Genomic DNA, 15171 nt, shown 5'->3' with positions numbered 1-15171 from the left:
GACGGTGGGTCAGGCGCAGTTGACCCACTCCTCGGTGCCGTCGGCGAAGACCTGGCGTTTCCACACCGGCAGGCGGTCCTTGACCTCGTCGACCAGCCGGGCGCAGGCGGTGAAGGCAGCCGCCCGGTGCGCCGTACTGACCGCGACGACCAGCGCCACGTCGCCGACGGTCAGCGGCCCGAGCCGGTGCGACACGGCGACCGCGTGGACGTCCGGGTCGGCGGCGATCTCCCGCACCACCTCGACCAGCACCGCTTCGGCGGTCGGGTGCCCCTCGTACTCCAGCAGCGTGACGGCCCGGCCGTGGTCGTGATCGCGTACGACGCCCTGGAACGAGACCACCGCGCCGGCCGCCCGGTCGGACACCGCCCGTTCGTGGGCGGCCACGTCGAGCGGGGCGGTGGTGACCTCGACGAGCATCGTCGGTGTGGCGATCATGGTTCCTCCCCGGCGGGCAACGGCAGCGGTACGAACGGCACCCGGTCACCCGGCCGGCCACGCGTACCCGGCTCGATGACGGCGAAGCCGTCGGCCCGGGCGAGCCCGCGCAGCATCGCTGACCCGACGTGGCGGACCGGATGCGCGGTGCCCAGCCGGGGGTCGAGCCGGACCAGCGCGAGGTGCGTGAAGTCGCCCCGTCCGGGCACCTCGTCGCCGAGCGTGATCATCGGCGGTTCCGGCTCGGGCCGGCCGGTGAGACCGGCGAGCAGCGGAGCGACCAGGGAGACCAGGGCGACGACGGCCGACTGCGGATTGCCCGGCAGACCCGCGACGAACCGGCTCCGCCCGTCCGGCCCGGTGACGCGGGCCACCAGCATCGGAAATCCGGGTCGTACGGCGACCGTGTTGACGACGTACTCGGCACCGAGTTCGGCCAGCGCCGGATGGAGGTGGTCGACCGGTCCGTGCATCGTGCCGCCGGTGGTGCAGACCAGGTCGACGTCGGCGAGCGCCTGCCGGATCGCGGCGACGTGGGCGGGCAGCGTGTCGGCGACCGGTGCGACGACCCGGGCCGGGTCGACGGCGCAGCCGTACCGCCGTAGCCAGGCGGGGACGGAGGGCCCGAGCGCGTCACGTACCCGCCCGGCGCCGGGCGGGCCGGCGGTCAGCAGTTCGTCGCCGAAGACGAGCAGCGCGGCGCGCGGCGCGGGCCGTACCCGCAGGGTGTCGTGGCCGCACGAGGCCGCGAGGCCGACGACGCCCGGGGTGACCGGGATGCCGGCCGGCAGCAACTCTTCGCCGGCCGCGGCCTCCTCGCCGGGCAGCCGCCACTCCGGCTGACGGCGCGGCGTACCGGTGACCCGACCGTCGGCGTCGCGGGTCGACTCCTCGACGCGGAGCAGCGCGTCGGCGCTGGCGGGCACCATCGCCCCGGTGGCGATCTCGACCGTGGTGCCGACCTCGGTCAGCGGCGGCGGAATGCTGCCGGCCAGCACCCGGCCGACGATCCGCCACGGCCCGTCGCCGCGAACCGCCCACCCGTCCACGCTGGAGGTCGGGAACGCGGGCAGGTCGGTCAGCGTGGTCAGCGGCTCGGCGAGGGTGAGTCCGTCGGCTCCGGCCAGCGGCACATCCACCGGTTCGGGCGCGGCGACGCGCCCGGCCGCGTGGACGAGCGACCTTGCCACCGACCAACTGACCGGCGTCGCGGAGGTGCCGGGTGCGGTCTGTGCGCTCACCCGACGAAGCCTATCGCCGGGTCGCCCGGGCCGGACCGGCCGAGGTCAGGTGGCCGGGTGGTCGCCGCCGCGCAGCTGATCGACGGTGTGGGCGAGGATCGGCCCGAGTACGGCGAGGCCGTCGCGGGCGCCGCCGGTCGAGCCGGGCAGGTTGACCACGAGGGTACGGCCGGCGACGCCGGCCAACCCCCGGGAGAGTACGGCGGTCGGCACCTTCGCCCGGCTGTGTGCCCGGATCGCCTCGGCGATCCCGGGGATCTCGTAGTCGAGCAGCGGGCGGGTGACGTCCGGGGTCCGGTCGGTCGGGGTGACCCCGGTGCCGCCGCTGGTCAGCACGACGTCGACGCCGTCCGCGACGGCCCGGCGCAGCTCGGCGGCCACCGGTTCGCCGTCGGGCACCACCACCGGGCCGTCCACGGCACAGCCGAGTTCGCGCAGGCCGTCGACGAGCAGTGGGCCGCTGGTGTCGGCGTAGACCCCGGCGGCCGCCCGGTTGGAGGCGACGACGACCCGGGCCCGGATCACGCCCGGTCCGCCGGTCGGGTCCAGTCGCCGGTGCGGCCACCTTCCTTGCTCAGCACCCGGACCGCCTCCACCGACGCCGCCGGGTCGACGGCCTTGACCATGTCGATCAGTGTCAGGGCGGCGGTGGCGACGGCGGTGAGTGCCTCCATCTCGACCCCGGTCCGGTCGGCGGTCTTCACGGTCGCGACGATCTCGACGGTCGTCTCGTGCAACCGCAGGTCGACGGTGACACCGTGCAGCGCGATCGGGTGGCAGAGCGGGATCAGGTCGGGGGTGCGCTTGGCGCCCATGATGCCGCCGATCCGGGCGACGGCGAGGGCGTCACCCTTTGGCAGCCCGTCGCGGCGCAGCAGTTCGACGACCTGCGCGGTGGTCTGCAGGCGCCCGGCGGCGACCGCCCGCCGGACGGTCTGTTCCTTGGCGGAGACGTCGACCATCCGGGCGGCACCGGCCGGGTCGACGTGGGTGAGGTTTGCGGAGTCGGCCACGGCCTGAGCCTATCGAGCGGGTCGTGCCGGCGGACTCGACGACGCGCGCCGCAGCCGTTTGTGGCACCGTCGCACCTTTTCAAACGACAGACTCACATCGATACAAGTCGACCTTTGCTGTCGGCCTCGCATTTGCCGGCCATAGTGAACGACAAGCTTCGACTAAACCGGGAGCCCACCCGGAATGTTCACCGTTCGGCATTGCCCCCGTCACATACTTCCGACGATTGCCCATCCCGACCGACGGCGGATGCTCGCTGGCCGGGCCGTCGGGACTCCCTTCGCAAGCACCGATCCACGCCATGCGAAGCTGCCCGGGCCACAAACTCCGAACGGCCCCGATAAGCCCGCGACTCACCACGAAACAAACGCACTCAGTTTCCTTGCGCAAACACCGAGTAACAATAACGAGGCGGCTTGACTAATGGTGAGCATAGCGACATTTATTGTTCGAAAAAGCGCGACCGAGACCTTAGGCTCCTGCCAGTCAAAGCAAACGGAAATGGCGCAAATCCGGTTCAGTTAAACGTTCCGTAAGCGCCCGGGGACCGAAGGAGACAGGCATGCGTTCGCACGAGTGGGGCTGAGTTCACCCTGTCGCCCGAGGGTGACTGGACGTAGTCTTGCGGGACGCACTGGGTAGCTGGTCAGGAGCAGGTGTGACTCGTACGAATCGACGTGATGCTGGGACCGATCGGCGGCTACGGCTGCTAGTCGGTCCCGTCGTCATTCTCGCGGTCGCCGCGACCGTGGTGTCGATCTACCGGCTGGCAACCGCCGAACTGCCGGTACGCCTCCCGACCCTGCTCACCCTGACCCTCCTCGCCGCGGTCGGCTTCACCGTCAAGGTCACGGTCCGGATCCGCAGCACCAACCACCACATCGCCTGGACCGAAACCGCCATCCTGGTCAGCCTCGCGCTCGCCCCCGCCGAATGGGTGGTGCTCTGCGTCGGCGTCGGCATCGCCGCGGCGATGACCGTGGCCCCCAGCCGGCTACCACTGATCAAGGCCGTCTTCGGAATCGCCAAGAACATGACCCTGGCCGGCGCGGCCGGGCTCGCCCTGCACCTGTCCGGCTGGGCCGCCGGGCAGCCACCGATCGAGATGGTCACCCCACTCGCGGTGGCCTACTGCACCGCCGTCGTGCTCGACGAACTGCTGACCCTCCCGGTCATCGCGCACGCCACCGGAAAGACCGGAAGCGAACTCTTCCGCCAGCACCTCGGCCTGCGGGTGGCCAGCGCCGTCGCCCGGTTCCCGGTGATCGTCGGCACGCTGGCCATCCTCAGGATGGACAACTGGCTGCTGGTCGCCGTACCGCCGTTGCTGCTGAGCCTGCATCTGGCCTATTCGGCCCGGGTCCGTAGCCAGGTCGAGCGCACCGCCTGGAAACAGCTCGCCCAAGCCACCGACGCACTCAACGTCGTCGACCTCGACCTCGTGCTGGCCACCGCGGTACACCAGGCCAGCGAACTGTTCTCCGCCGACGAGGTCGACGTGGAGCTGACCGACCGCGGCCGGACCGTACGCGGCAACAGCCGGGAGATCGCCTACGACGGGCCGAGCACCGACGCGCCGCCCGCCGAGGGGTCGGTCATCGCCGAAAAGCTGGTCGGCCACGACGAGAGCCACGACCTCGGCGTCGTCCGGCTGCGGTTCCGGGCACCGGTGAAGCTCAACGAACGCGAGAGATACACGCTGAGCACCTTCGCCTCCGCGCTCTGCACAGCGGTACGCAACGCGTCGGCGTACCAGGAACTGACCCGGGTCGCCGACGAGCACGCCGAAGCGGCCGCCCACGACGCCCTCACCGGCCTCGGCAACCGCCGCCAACTGCTCGATCACGGCACCGAACTGCTCGGCCAGCGCCACGCCGACGGGGTCACCGCGCTGCTGCTGATCGACCTCAACCACTTCAAGGAAGTCAACGACACCCTCGGCCACGGCGCCGGCGACGAGGTCCTCATCCAGGTGGCCGACCGGCTGCGCGACGCCGCCCAGGGCGACGACCTCGTCGTACGGCTCGGCGGCGACGAGTTCGCGGTGCTCTTCCAGGGCCTCTCCGCCCCGGCGGTCGCCACCCACCGGGCCGAACGCCTGCTCGCCACGCTGCAGGAGCCGCTCGACATCGACGGCATGCGGCTCCGGGTCGAGGCCAGTGGAGGCATCGCGGTCGCCCCGCCCAGCGGTGGAATGCCCGAGCTGCTGCGGCGCGCCGACGTCGCCATGTACCAGGCAAAACGCTCCGGAGGACAGCAACGGATCGCCACCTACGCGCCGGCCAGTGACACCGCCGACGTCGTACGGCTGTCGCTCGGCGGCGACCTGCCCCGGGCGGTGGCCGAACACGAGTTCTGCGTCGACTTCCAGCCGATCGTCGACCTCGGCACCGGCACCGTGGTCGCCGCCGAGGCGATCGCCCGCTGGCACCACCCCGACCGTGGCGACATCGACCCGATCCGGTTCCTGGAGACGATCGAACGGTCCGGACTGCTGGCCACCTTCGCCGACGCCGTACTCGACGAGGCGCTCGGGGCCGCCGAAACCTGGCAGGCCGCCGGATTCGACCTGCCGGTGGCGGTCAACGTGGCCCCCCGCAGCCTGCTCGACCCACAGTTCCCCGACCGGGTCGCCGCCCGCCTGCGGGCCCACGAACTTCCCCCGAGCGGCTCTTCCTCGAACTCACCGAGACGCTGACGGTCAGCCAACTTGAGGTCGTCGACCAGGTCCTCGAACGCCTACGGACCGAGGGCGTACGCCTCGTCCTCGACGACTTCGGCACCGGCTCGTCGTCGCTGTCGGTGCTGTCCCGCATCGCCGTACACGAGCTGAAGATCGACCGGGCGTTCGTCATGGCGATGGACACCTCCGCCGAGGCCCGGGCCGTGATCCGGTCCACCGTCGACCTCGGCCGCAGCCTCGGACTCTCCGTGGTCGCCGAAGGGGTCGAGAGCGAACCGCAACGCCACGCGCTGTGGGAGCTGGGCTGCGCCGCCGGGCAGGGGCATCTCTTCGCCCGCCCGATGCCGGCCACCCGGATGCTGGCCACCCTGCGCCGCGGCGGCGGCCAGCTCGCCCCGGCGCTGCACGACGAGGGTGCCGTCGTCCGACTGACGTCCGGCCGGCGGCCGGGCGGGCGGGGCCGCCCCGACCGTCTGCCACACTTGCCCGCGTGATCACCGCCGAGCCAGGCCACGCCGTACGCCGCTGGTGGTCGTCGATCGACCGGGCCGCCGCCGGACTCGCCGCCGACCTCGGCCTCTACGCACTCTCCGCGATCTTCGCCGCCGTCACCGCGGCCACCTCCACCCTGCTGCCGCACCGCGCCTGGGGTGCGGTGGCGGCCGTCGGTTACGCCGCCGCCGCGCTCGCCGTCGCCGGCCAACTGGTCGCCCGGCGGATCGACTCCGGCACCCGTCTGGCCGGCACCGCCGCCCGTGCCGCCGTCACCGCGCTCGCCTTCGCCGCGACCGCCCTGCTTCCGATGGTGCTCCAGGCCATCCAGCGGGCCGGCGGCCGGACCGACCGGGCACAGGAGGAGGTGGTGGTCGTCGAGCACGGCGGCGCCCGCCTGCTCGACCACGGCACCCCCTACCTCGGCACCGACGCCATCGCCGCGCTGCCACCCGGCGAGCAACTGCTCGGCTACCTGCCCTACCAGCCGGGAATGGCACTGTTCGGGCTGCCCCGCGCGGTGGCCGGCGACGGCTGGTGGACCGACGCCCGGATCTGGTTCGCCGTCGCGACCGTCGCCGCCCTGACGCTGGCCGTCCGCACCGTCCGTGGCAACGGCACCACCGGCTCCCGGCCGCCGGTCGACCTCTCCGCCGCCCGCGACGCGGCCCTGGTCCGGGCGGTGCAGCTCGCCACCGTACTGCCGGTCTGCGCACTGACCCTGGCGACCGGCGGCGACGACATCCCCGTACTCGCGCTCTGCCTGCTGGCCCTCGCCCTGTGCGCGACCGCCCGGCCCGGGGCGGCCGGCATCGCGGTCGGGCTCGCCGCCGCACTCAAACTCTTCGCCTGGCCGGTGGCGCTGGTCCTGCTGGTGCACGCGGCGACCCGCGGCCGGCGGCCGCTCGGCCGCCTGGCCGCCGGCGCGATCGGCCTCCCGGCGCTGGCGCTGCTGCCGGCCGTCCTGGTCGATCCGGCCGCCTTCGTTGACAACGTGATCCGGTTCCCGCTCGGCGACGCCCTGGTGACCAGCCCCGCCCAGTCGCCGTTCCCCGGCTATCTGATCGCGTCGGCGCTGCCGGGCGGCCGGTGGATCGCGGCGGCGCTGCTGGTCGCCGCCGGACTGGCGATCGCCGTCCACCTCGCCCGCCGCCCGCCCCGCACCGCCGCGACCACCGCGCTGATCTGCGGGTACGGCCTCCTGGCCGCGATCCTGCTCATGCCGTCCACCCGGTTCGGCTACCTGCTCTACCCGGTCGCGTTCCTCGCCTGGGCCCCCGCGCTACGGCCCGCCGGCTCCAGATCAGGAAGCGGCGACGCGACCGGAGCCCGCGGCAGGACCGGCACCGGTGCCGACAGCCTCGACACGCTGAAAACGATGGGCTGATGCGGGCCGGCGTACTGGCGGTGGTGGCGGCCGGCGGTGCGCTCGGCTCGGCCGCCCGGTACGGCCTGGCCGAAGCCTGGCCGGGCCCCGCCGGCGGCTTCCCCTGGGCGACGCTGGTCACCAACCTGATCGGCTGTGCCCTGCTCGGCGTGCTGATGCAGATCGTCACCACCCGGCCCGGCATCCATCCGCTCGTCCGGCCGTTCCTCGGCACCGGCCTGCTCGGCGGCTTCACCACCTTCTCGACGTACGCGGTCGAAACCCGGGACCTGGTGGCCGGCGGCCACCTCGCACCGGCCGCCGGCTACGTGCTGGGCACCCTGGTCGGAGCCCTGCTCGCCGTACGCCTCGGAATGTGGGCCGCCGGGAGGTGGCGCCGGTGACCCTGCTGCTCGTACTCGCCGGCGGCGCCCTCGGCGCGGTGTGCCGGTTCCTCGTCGACGCGGCCGTGACCAGCCGGCTGCCGGCCGGGCGGCCGTGGGGCACCTTCGTGGTCAACGTCGCCGGCTCGGCACTGCTCGGACTCGCCGCCGGTGCCGGCAGCGGCCTGCCCGGCTGGATCGGGCCGCTGGTCGGCACCGGCTTCTGCGGGGCGCTCACCACCTACTCCGCGTTCGCGTACGAGACGGTCGGCCTCGCCGCCGACCGGCACTCCCGACGCCGGGCAGCCGGGTACGTCGTCGCCACCCTGGTGGTCGGGCTCGGCGCCGCCGCCCTCGGCTGGCTCGCCGGCGCACGAATCCTCGGTAACACCCCAATCTGAGCCGTTTGCCGGTCGACCGCCACCAGGCCGCGTACACCTGAGGGCATGGGAAAGGTCTACCGCGACCGGGCGGTGGCGGGCGAGGAACTCGCCGACCGCCTGGCACACCTCGCCGGTCAACCCGACGTCATCGTCCTCGGCCTGGTACGCGGCGGCGTACCGGTCGCCGCCGTGGTCGCCGACCGGCTCCGCGCTCCGCTGGACGTACTGGTGATCCGCAAGCTCGGCGTGCCCTGGGCGCCCGAATTCGCCTTCGGTGCGATCGGCCCCGGCGGGGTACGCGTCGTCGACGAGCGCACCGCGAGCGGACTCGATCCCGCCGACGTCGACGAGGTGACCCGCCGGGAATCCGCCGAACTCGAACGCCGTGAACAGCACTACCGCGGTGGCCGGCCCCCGCTGGACCTGAACGGCAGGACCGCCGTGATCGTCGACGACGGGCTCGCCACCGGCGCCAGCGCCCGGGCGGCGGCCGAGGTCGCCCGGCGGCTCGGCGCCCGGCGGATCGTGCTGGCCGTACCGGTCGGCGCGGTCGACGCCCGGAGCCGTGTGGACGCCGTGGTCGACGAACTGGTCTGCCCGCTCTGCACCCCGGAGTTCGGCGCGGTGTCCATGTTCTACGCCGACTTCCACGAGGTCTCCGACGGGGAAGTGACAGCCCTGCTGGACCGCCCCGGGTGACGCCGACCGGTAACGTCGAGGTATGCAGATGAACTGTCCGAAGTGTCGGGGCACCATGCGCCAGTACGAGCGCAGCGGCGTCACCATCGACCAGTGCGCCGAGTGTCGCGGCATCTTCCTCGACCGCGGCGAGTTGGAACGGCTCTTCGACGCCGAGGCCAACTGGAACCGGCAACACCCGCCCACGCCACCCGGCGCGCCGCCGGCGTACGCCCCGCCGCCCCCGCCCGGCGCACCGCCGGCGTACGCCCCGCCCCCGCCGCCCGGTGGTGGCTACCAGCCGCCGCCCCCGCCGCCACCGGCCGGCGGATACCGGCAGGGCGCGCACGTGCCGCCGCCCCCACCTCCCGGGCACGGTTACCCGCCGGCGCCCGCCTACGGCAGCGGCCACCACGGCTACCACGGGCACTACCGGCACAAGCGGCAGAAGAGCTTCCTCAACGAACTCTTCGACTGACGCCGCGCCGAGCGGCCGGTTCGGCCCGGCCCAGGACGTGCGTGCCGGGGTCGGGCCGGGCCGAGGTTGCCGCCGGGTCCCGGTAGCCCGAAGTCCGGTGTCCGCCCGGGGACCGGCGGATGAAGGTTCGCCGATGAAACCGGGTCGCCGGGCGCTGTCCGGCGACCCGGCATGCCAGGCTGGAACGATGACGGCGGCCTTCCCGCTCGACGCGTCCGCGGCCCTCGACGCCACGTACGCCGGCATCACCGACGTGGTCGGCGGCATCGACGACGTCGACCTCCTGCGCCCCACCCGGTGCCGCGGCCTCCTGGTGGCCGACCTGCTGGTGCATTTACTGGCCGACGCCCGCCGGGCCCTGCTCGCCTTCGCGAACCCGGTCGCCGGACCGCCCGACACCGACGCCGTGAGCTACTGGCGCCGATACACCGTGACCAGAACCAGTGAAGACCTGGTCTGGGACGTATGGCGGCACCGGCGCGCCGCCGCCGCCTTCGAACGCCCCGACGACATCGTCGACGCGTGGGCGGAAACCTCGGCCGCGGCGGTCGGGGCGGCCCGCGCCGCGCCGTACGACGCCTTCGTGGCCACCCAGGGCCGGGTGCTCGCCGTACCCGACTTCGTGGCGACCCTGGTCACCGAGGCTGCCGTCCATCACCTCGACCTGATCGTGGAGCTGCCGGAGGCGCCGTCGCCCGCTCCCGTCGTCTACGGGCCGGCGGTCACCACGCTGGACGGTCTGCTCGGCGACGACGCGGTGCGGCCCGTTCGCTGGGGCCCGGCCGAATACCTGTTGAAGGCCACCGGTCGGGTCGCCCTCGACGAGCGGGACCGGACCGAACTGGGGCCGGCGGCCATCTGGTTCCCGCTGCTCGGCTGAGCGGCGGGCGGATCAGTTGATGGCCATGTCGACGAAGCGCGACAGGTGCAACTGGGCGGCGACGGTGATCGTGTCGGTGGGACCGTTACGGTGCTTGGCCACGATGAAGTCGGCCTCGCCGGCGCGCGGCGACTCCTTGTCGTAGTAGTCGTCACGGTGGAGCAGGATGACCACGTCGGCGTCCTGCTCGATGGAGCCCGATTCCCGCAGGTCGGACAGCTGCGGGCGCTTGTCGGTGCGCTGCTCCGGCCCACGGTTCAGCTGGCTGACCGCGATCACCGGACACTCGACCTCCTTGGCGAGCAGCTTCAGACCACGGGACAGCTCGGCGACCTCCTGCTGACGGCTCTCGGTCCGCTTCGGCGAACTCATCAGCTGGAGGTAGTCGACGACGATCATCTTGAGGTCGTGCCGCTGCTTGAGCCGCCGGGCCTTGGCCCGGATCTCCATCAGGTTCATGTTCGGGGTGTCGTCGACGAACAGCGGTGCCTCGCTGATCTCACCCATCCGGCGGGCCAGCTTGCTCCAGTCGTCGTCGGAGAGCTGGCCGGAGCGCAGGACGTGCAGGGGCACCCGGGCCTCGGCCGAGAGCAGTCGCATGACGATCTCGACCTTGCTCATTTCCAGCGAGAAGATGGCGCTTGCACAGTTGTGCCTTACGGCCGCATTTCGGGCGAAATCCATGGAAGCGGTCGACTTTCCGAGACCCGGCCGGCCGGCGACGATGATCAGCTGGCCGGGGTGCAGGCCGTTGAGCAGCCGGTCGAGGTCGCTGAACCCGGTCGGCACACCGGTCATGACGCCGCCCTGCGCGCCGACCGCCTCGATCTCGTCCAGGGTCGGCTGGAGCATGTCGGCGAGCACCGCGAAGTCCTCGCTGACCCGCTTCTCGGTGACGTCGTAGATGGCCTGCTGGGCGAGATCGACGATGTCGTCGACGTCGCGCCCGCCACCACCGCCGGACCCGTAGCCGAGTTGCACGATGCGGGTGCCCGCCTCGACGAGCCGGCGCAGCACCGCGCGCTCGGCGACGATGCGGGCGTAGTAGGAGGAGTTGGCGGCGGTGGGGACGCTCGCGATCAGGGTGTGCAGGTAGGGCGCGCCGCCGATCCGGCCGATGTCACCGGAGTCGACCAGCGCGGCGGTGACCGTGACCAGGTCGGCCGGCTCGCCCCGGCCGTAGAGGTCGAGGATGGCGTCGAAGATGGTGGCGTGCACCGGACGGTAGAAGTCGTTGGTCTTGAGGATCTCGACGACGTCGGCGACCGCGTCCTTGGAGAGCAGCATTCCGCCGAGGACGCACTGTTCGGCGGCGATGTCCTGCGGGGGCGTCTTGTCGAACTGGCCCGGCGGCGGCCCGCCGCCGTCCCCGGGCGGTCCCGGCGGTCTCGAACCCGCCGCGCGTACGTCGTCGGTGATCGACACGTCACCCCTCCGTCCGATCGGCGACCCACACCCCAGCAAAGCGCCTGGGTAAGACAGTCTTTCCAGCACCACGTCCCGTCGTGCGACCGGGGTGGAGCCGCACCTGCGAGACGAGGCCGAACGGCCACCATACGAATCCCGGGTTCGTTGGCCAAACCGGCCGGTGGACAAGCCTTGGGACAACCTGTGGACAGGAAGCCTCCAGGTTGTGCGCAGGGCTGTGCACAACCTGTGGATAACTCACGAGTAGGTAGGGTGAACACGCCTTGACCTGCAGCTATTCAATCCACATGCTGTGGATAAGAAAAAACCGTCAGGTTGGCACATCGGTGCTGGGCTATCGCCGGCTCCGGCGGTTGTGTCTGGATGGCCGATTGCGCCCCGATCTGAGAAAGGTCAGGCTCCCGCCGTGGACTACCGGGACTGGCGGCACGATCAGCGGCCCGGCCATGCCTGGCCAGCCCACGAGGACCAGCCGGTCGCCGATGACGGTGACGACCGCTCGCGGTTACCCGTCACGGGAGCCGACGGCGTGCCGGTCCCCGGGTCGTCCGGCCGCCGCGGCCGGCACCACCGGGCCGAGGAGCCGGACGACGCCGATGAGCGGCCGACCGGCCGGCACAGCGCCGGCACCGGCTGGCGACACACCGAGACGACGACCAGTTGGCAACGGGTCACCGAGACCCGTGACTGGCGCGAGACGACCAGCACCTACGACTGGTCCACCGCCTCCGACGACGGCTACGGCGACACCTGGCGGCACGACGGACCGGTGTCCCGGGGCCGGCGTCGCCGGGAGCGGGCCGACTGGTCGGCATCGACCGAAACCGGCGAATGGGCCCAGGGTGCCTATACCGGCCAGTTCGACCGGGTGACCGACGGCGACCCGGACCGGTGGAGCGGGGACGGCGACCCCGCCGGCCGCAGCGACCGGTGGAGCGGGGCAGCCGTACCGGCCGGCCGGTGGCCGGCCCGGACGACACGGCCGGCTGGTCGTTCTCCCCCGAGCAGCCACGACGGCCGGGTGGCGTCGACGACACCCGGCCGCACGGGACGCCGTACGCGGACGGCGGCCGGCGCCGCGGAACGGGGCGCGGCCAGCAGGGACACCCGGCGAACGGGCGCGAGCGTACGGCCGAAACCGGTCAGTGGAGCAGTTACACCGACACCGGTCAGTGGAACCGGATGACCGACACCGGTAGCTGGGCGCCGCCGACCGACGATCCGCCGTACGGGTCGTCCGCCGACCGGCACGGGCGGTACCGGCCGGCGCGTGACGATGCCGAATCCGACCGGAGCCGCCAGGCCCGGCACCACCGCGACGACGAGTTCTGGTCCGGCGCGAGGTTGGCCGAGGACGACCCGCGCTGGGTCGGGACACCCGCCACCGCCCCGCGTTCGCCGGCGGTCAGTTTTCCGGGCACGACACAGTCCCCCGACGCACTGCCCGACGAGCCCGGCGCCGGACCGCGGACGGGTGTCACGATCCCGGAGCAGTCCCGTGGCCGGCGTGCCGCCACCGCCGGGTCGCCCGGCCGGTCCACGGCCACCCGTACGGCGACCACCCGTCGGCCGGCCACCCGCGACGACGGCCTGCTCGATCCCGATCCGGGCGGCGCGGTCGCCTCGGTGCTCTACACGGCGGCCTGGTACGCCGTACCGCTGCTGTTCTTCTTCGTCTGGATGCTGACGCTCGACAACGCCGCGCCGGTGGGATGCGTGGCCGACGCGGCCGGCGGCGGCTGCGCATCGCCACGGACCAACGCCGTCGGCTCGCTGCTCGACGGCGCTCCCCGGTTCGGCGCCGCCCTGGCGACCAGCCTGGGAGTCGCCGTCCTGCTGCGCTGGGCGAGTGGCACGTGGCGGGCGGTCAGCGTCGGGCTCGCCGCGGCCGTCGTCGGCGGTGGTCTGTCCACCGTGCTGCTGAGCGCGATCACCGGCGAGCCGCTCGGCTGAGTCACCGCCGCAACCAACGGCCGGTCTCGGATTCCACACGACCCGGTCACACCGCAGCACGGTCAGGTATCGGCTCGGACTCGACGGGAGCCGGTGCACACATCGGATGCTCTGAATGGACGTCAGACGATCCGGCGCCGCCGGGTTGGGTTGCCGACGACGGCGCCGCCCCGGGCGCACCGGATCGCGTCGGCCGAACTTTTTCCAGGAGGACACCGATGGACCGTTTCCGCCGCCCGTCGAGGGTCGCCGTGCTGGTCGTCGCGCTGTCGGCGGTGCTCGCCGGCAGCGCCTGCACCGCCCACCGGTCCGCATCCGACTCCGCGGCCCACCGCGAGGCACCGACCCAACCGGATCGGCGTACGGAGGAGAGCCCTCCGCTTCCCTTCACCGACGGCGAGATCCGGACCGACGAGGATCCGCAGTCGACGTTCGGGGTGGACGTCGACACCGCCTCGTACGGCTACGCCCGTCGACTGATCAACGACGGCCGGCTGCCGGACGGTGAGAACGTCCGCGCCGAGGAGTTCGTCAACGCCTTCGACCAGGACTATCCCGAGCCGGCCGGTGACGGGTTCGCGATCCACGTCGACGGTGCCCGGCTGCCGGAGGAGCACCGGTCCGAGCCGGCCGGTGACGTACGGCTGCTCCGGGTCGGCCTGCAGACCCGCGGCGAGGACCCGGCCACCCGGCCGGACGCCGCACTCACCTTCGTCGTCGACGTCTCCGGATCGATGGGCGGACCGGGCCGGCTCGACCTGGTCCAGGACGCCCTGCACACTCTGGTCGACCAGCTCCGCGACACCGACTCGGTGGCGATCGTCGTGTTTCACAAAAAGGCGCGGACCATCCGGAAGATGACCCGGGTGTCCGACGCCGACGCGCTGCACGACGCGATCGACTCGCTGCGTACGGAGGGCAGCACCAACCTGGAGGCCGGGCTCGAACTGGGCTACCGGGTCGCCCGCGACGGCTTCCGCGAGGGGGCCAGCAACCGGGTGATCCTGCTGTCCGACGGGCTGGCCAACGTCGGCAACGACACCGCGGAACCGATTCTCGAGCGGGTACGCGAGGAGGCCGCGAAGGAGATCGCGCTGCTCGGGGTCGGTGTGGGCAGCGACTACGGCGACCGCCTGATGGAGCAGCTCGCCGACCGGGGCGACGGTTTCGTGGTCTACGTCAGCGAGCCGGAGCAGGCCCGGGAGGTGTTCGTCCGGCGGCTGCCCGCGACTCTGGCGGTACGGGCTCTCGACGCCAAGGTGCAGGTGACGTTCGACCCGTCGGCGGTCCGGTCGTACCGGTTGATCGGCTACGCCAACCGGGCGATCGCCGACGAGGACTTCCGCGATGACCGGGTCGACGGTGGCGAGGTGGGTCCCGGGCACAGCGTCACCGCGTTGTACGCGGTGCGGGTACACGACGACGTGCCGGCGGGCGCGCAGCTCGCGAAGGTCGACGTACGGTGGCTGGATCCGCGGAACCGGTCGGCGTCCGAGACGTCCTCGGGGGTGACCGCGGGTGCGCTGGCCGGCGGGTTCGAGGCGTCCGCGCCGCGGCTGCGGGTCTGCTACGCCGCCGGTTATTTCGCGGAGACGCTGCGGGGTGGGTCGGAAACGACGTACCCGGACCTCGCCGCGGTGGCCGAGCACGCGGCGGTGGAGACCGAGGATCGGCAGGTCGACGACCTGGCCAGGGTCATCCGGCGGGCGGCCAACCTGGACTGAGCCATATCGCGGGCATCTTGTGCCGGTCCC

The 15171-nt window shown here is 72.7% G+C and carries 14 protein-coding genes and 1 pseudogene; 10 read left to right on the top strand and 5 right to left on the bottom strand.

Features of this window, described 5'->3' with window-relative positions:
• Positions 1 to 9 precede the first annotated feature (9 nt).
• From Prubr_RS12395 to moaC, 4 genes are read right to left on the bottom strand one after another with little or no spacing between them, the layout of a single operon-like run.
• Positions 10 to 438, bottom strand: coding sequence for a molybdenum cofactor biosynthesis protein MoaE (locus Prubr_RS12395; protein WP_212825030.1), 429 nt, complete (start codon positions 436 to 438; stop codon positions 10 to 12).
• Positions 435 to 1679 carry a molybdopterin molybdotransferase MoeA gene (locus tag Prubr_RS12390; RefSeq protein WP_212825028.1) on the bottom strand — a complete coding sequence of 415 codons (1245 nt, stop codon included), beginning with the start codon at positions 1677 to 1679 and terminating at the stop codon, positions 435 to 437. The genes Prubr_RS12395 and Prubr_RS12390 overlap by 4 nt, the downstream gene beginning before the upstream one ends.
• A 45-nt stretch (positions 1680 to 1724) precedes the next feature.
• Positions 1725 to 2204: a MogA/MoaB family molybdenum cofactor biosynthesis protein gene (locus Prubr_RS12385; RefSeq protein WP_212825026.1), complete on the bottom strand. Its 480-nt coding sequence runs from the start codon at positions 2202 to 2204 to the stop codon at positions 1725 to 1727.
• Positions 2201 to 2692, bottom strand: a complete 492-nt coding sequence (moaC, locus tag Prubr_RS12380; RefSeq protein ID WP_212825024.1) for a cyclic pyranopterin monophosphate synthase MoaC — start codon at positions 2690 to 2692, stop codon at positions 2201 to 2203. Before moaC ends, Prubr_RS12385 begins: the two co-directional genes overlap by 4 nt.
• A 659-nt stretch (positions 2693 to 3351) precedes the next feature.
• Between moaC and Prubr_RS12375 the strand changes: the two are divergent.
• From Prubr_RS12375 to Prubr_RS12345, 7 genes and pseudogenes are all read left to right on the top strand, one after another.
• A pseudogene (locus Prubr_RS12375) lies at positions 3352 to 5870 on the top strand (putative bifunctional diguanylate cyclase/phosphodiesterase).
• Positions 5867 to 7255: a glycosyltransferase family 87 protein gene (locus Prubr_RS12370; protein WP_212825022.1), complete on the top strand. Its 1389-nt coding sequence runs from the start codon at positions 5867 to 5869 to the stop codon at positions 7253 to 7255. Before Prubr_RS12375 ends, Prubr_RS12370 begins: the two are co-directional and overlap by 4 nt.
• Positions 7255 to 7638, top strand: a complete 384-nt coding sequence (crcB, locus tag Prubr_RS12365) for a fluoride efflux transporter CrcB (protein WP_212825019.1) — start codon at positions 7255 to 7257, stop codon at positions 7636 to 7638. The genes Prubr_RS12370 and crcB overlap by 1 nt, the downstream gene beginning before the upstream one ends.
• Positions 7635 to 8018 (top strand): fluoride efflux transporter FluC, encoded by a 384-nt coding sequence (locus Prubr_RS12360; RefSeq protein ID WP_212825017.1) that lies wholly within the window; start codon positions 7635 to 7637, stop codon positions 8016 to 8018. The genes crcB and Prubr_RS12360 overlap by 4 nt, the downstream gene beginning before the upstream one ends.
• 45 nt (positions 8019 to 8063) lie before the next feature.
• The gene (locus tag Prubr_RS12355; protein ID WP_212825015.1) at positions 8064 to 8699 is read left to right on the top strand and encodes a phosphoribosyltransferase; all 636 of its coding nucleotides are present in this window, start codon (positions 8064 to 8066) and stop codon (positions 8697 to 8699) included.
• 22 nt (positions 8700 to 8721) lie between these two features.
• On the top strand, positions 8722 to 9156 hold the full coding sequence (locus tag Prubr_RS12350) for a TFIIB-type zinc ribbon-containing protein (protein WP_212825013.1): 435 nt from the start codon (positions 8722 to 8724) through the stop codon (positions 9154 to 9156).
• 187 nt (positions 9157 to 9343) lie between these two features.
• Positions 9344 to 10036, top strand: coding sequence for a maleylpyruvate isomerase N-terminal domain-containing protein (locus tag Prubr_RS12345; RefSeq protein WP_212825011.1), 693 nt, complete (start codon positions 9344 to 9346; stop codon positions 10034 to 10036).
• Positions 10037 to 10048: 12 nt separating this feature from the next.
• Here Prubr_RS12345 and dnaB read toward each other — a convergent pair whose 3' ends face one another.
• Entirely contained in the window at positions 10049 to 11461 is a 1413-nt protein-coding gene (gene dnaB, locus Prubr_RS12340; protein WP_212825009.1) for a replicative DNA helicase, read from the bottom strand.
• Between the two features lie 532 nt (positions 11462 to 11993).
• On the opposite strand from dnaB, the gene Prubr_RS12335 reads away from it, so the two are divergent.
• The 3 genes from Prubr_RS12335 (at position 11994) to Prubr_RS12325 (ending at position 15141) form a co-directional block, all read left to right on the top strand.
• The gene (locus Prubr_RS12335; RefSeq protein ID WP_212825008.1) at positions 11994 to 12650 is read left to right on the top strand and encodes a hypothetical protein; all 657 of its coding nucleotides are present in this window, start codon (positions 11994 to 11996) and stop codon (positions 12648 to 12650) included.
• The gene (locus tag Prubr_RS12330; RefSeq protein WP_212825006.1) at positions 12647 to 13417 is read left to right on the top strand and encodes a hypothetical protein; all 771 of its coding nucleotides are present in this window, start codon (positions 12647 to 12649) and stop codon (positions 13415 to 13417) included. The genes Prubr_RS12335 and Prubr_RS12330 overlap by 4 nt, the downstream gene beginning before the upstream one ends.
• 218 nt (positions 13418 to 13635) lie before the next feature.
• Positions 13636 to 15141, top strand: a complete 1506-nt coding sequence (locus Prubr_RS12325; protein WP_212825004.1) for a vWA domain-containing protein — start codon at positions 13636 to 13638, stop codon at positions 15139 to 15141.
• Positions 15142 to 15171 lie beyond the last annotated feature (30 nt).

The sequence above is a fragment of the Polymorphospora rubra genome (genome assembly GCF_018324255.1).
Classification (GTDB): domain Bacteria; phylum Actinomycetota; class Actinomycetes; order Mycobacteriales; family Micromonosporaceae; genus Polymorphospora; species Polymorphospora rubra.
Note: the sequence above shows the minus strand (reverse complement) of the source record. Positions and strands in the feature narration are given on the sequence as shown.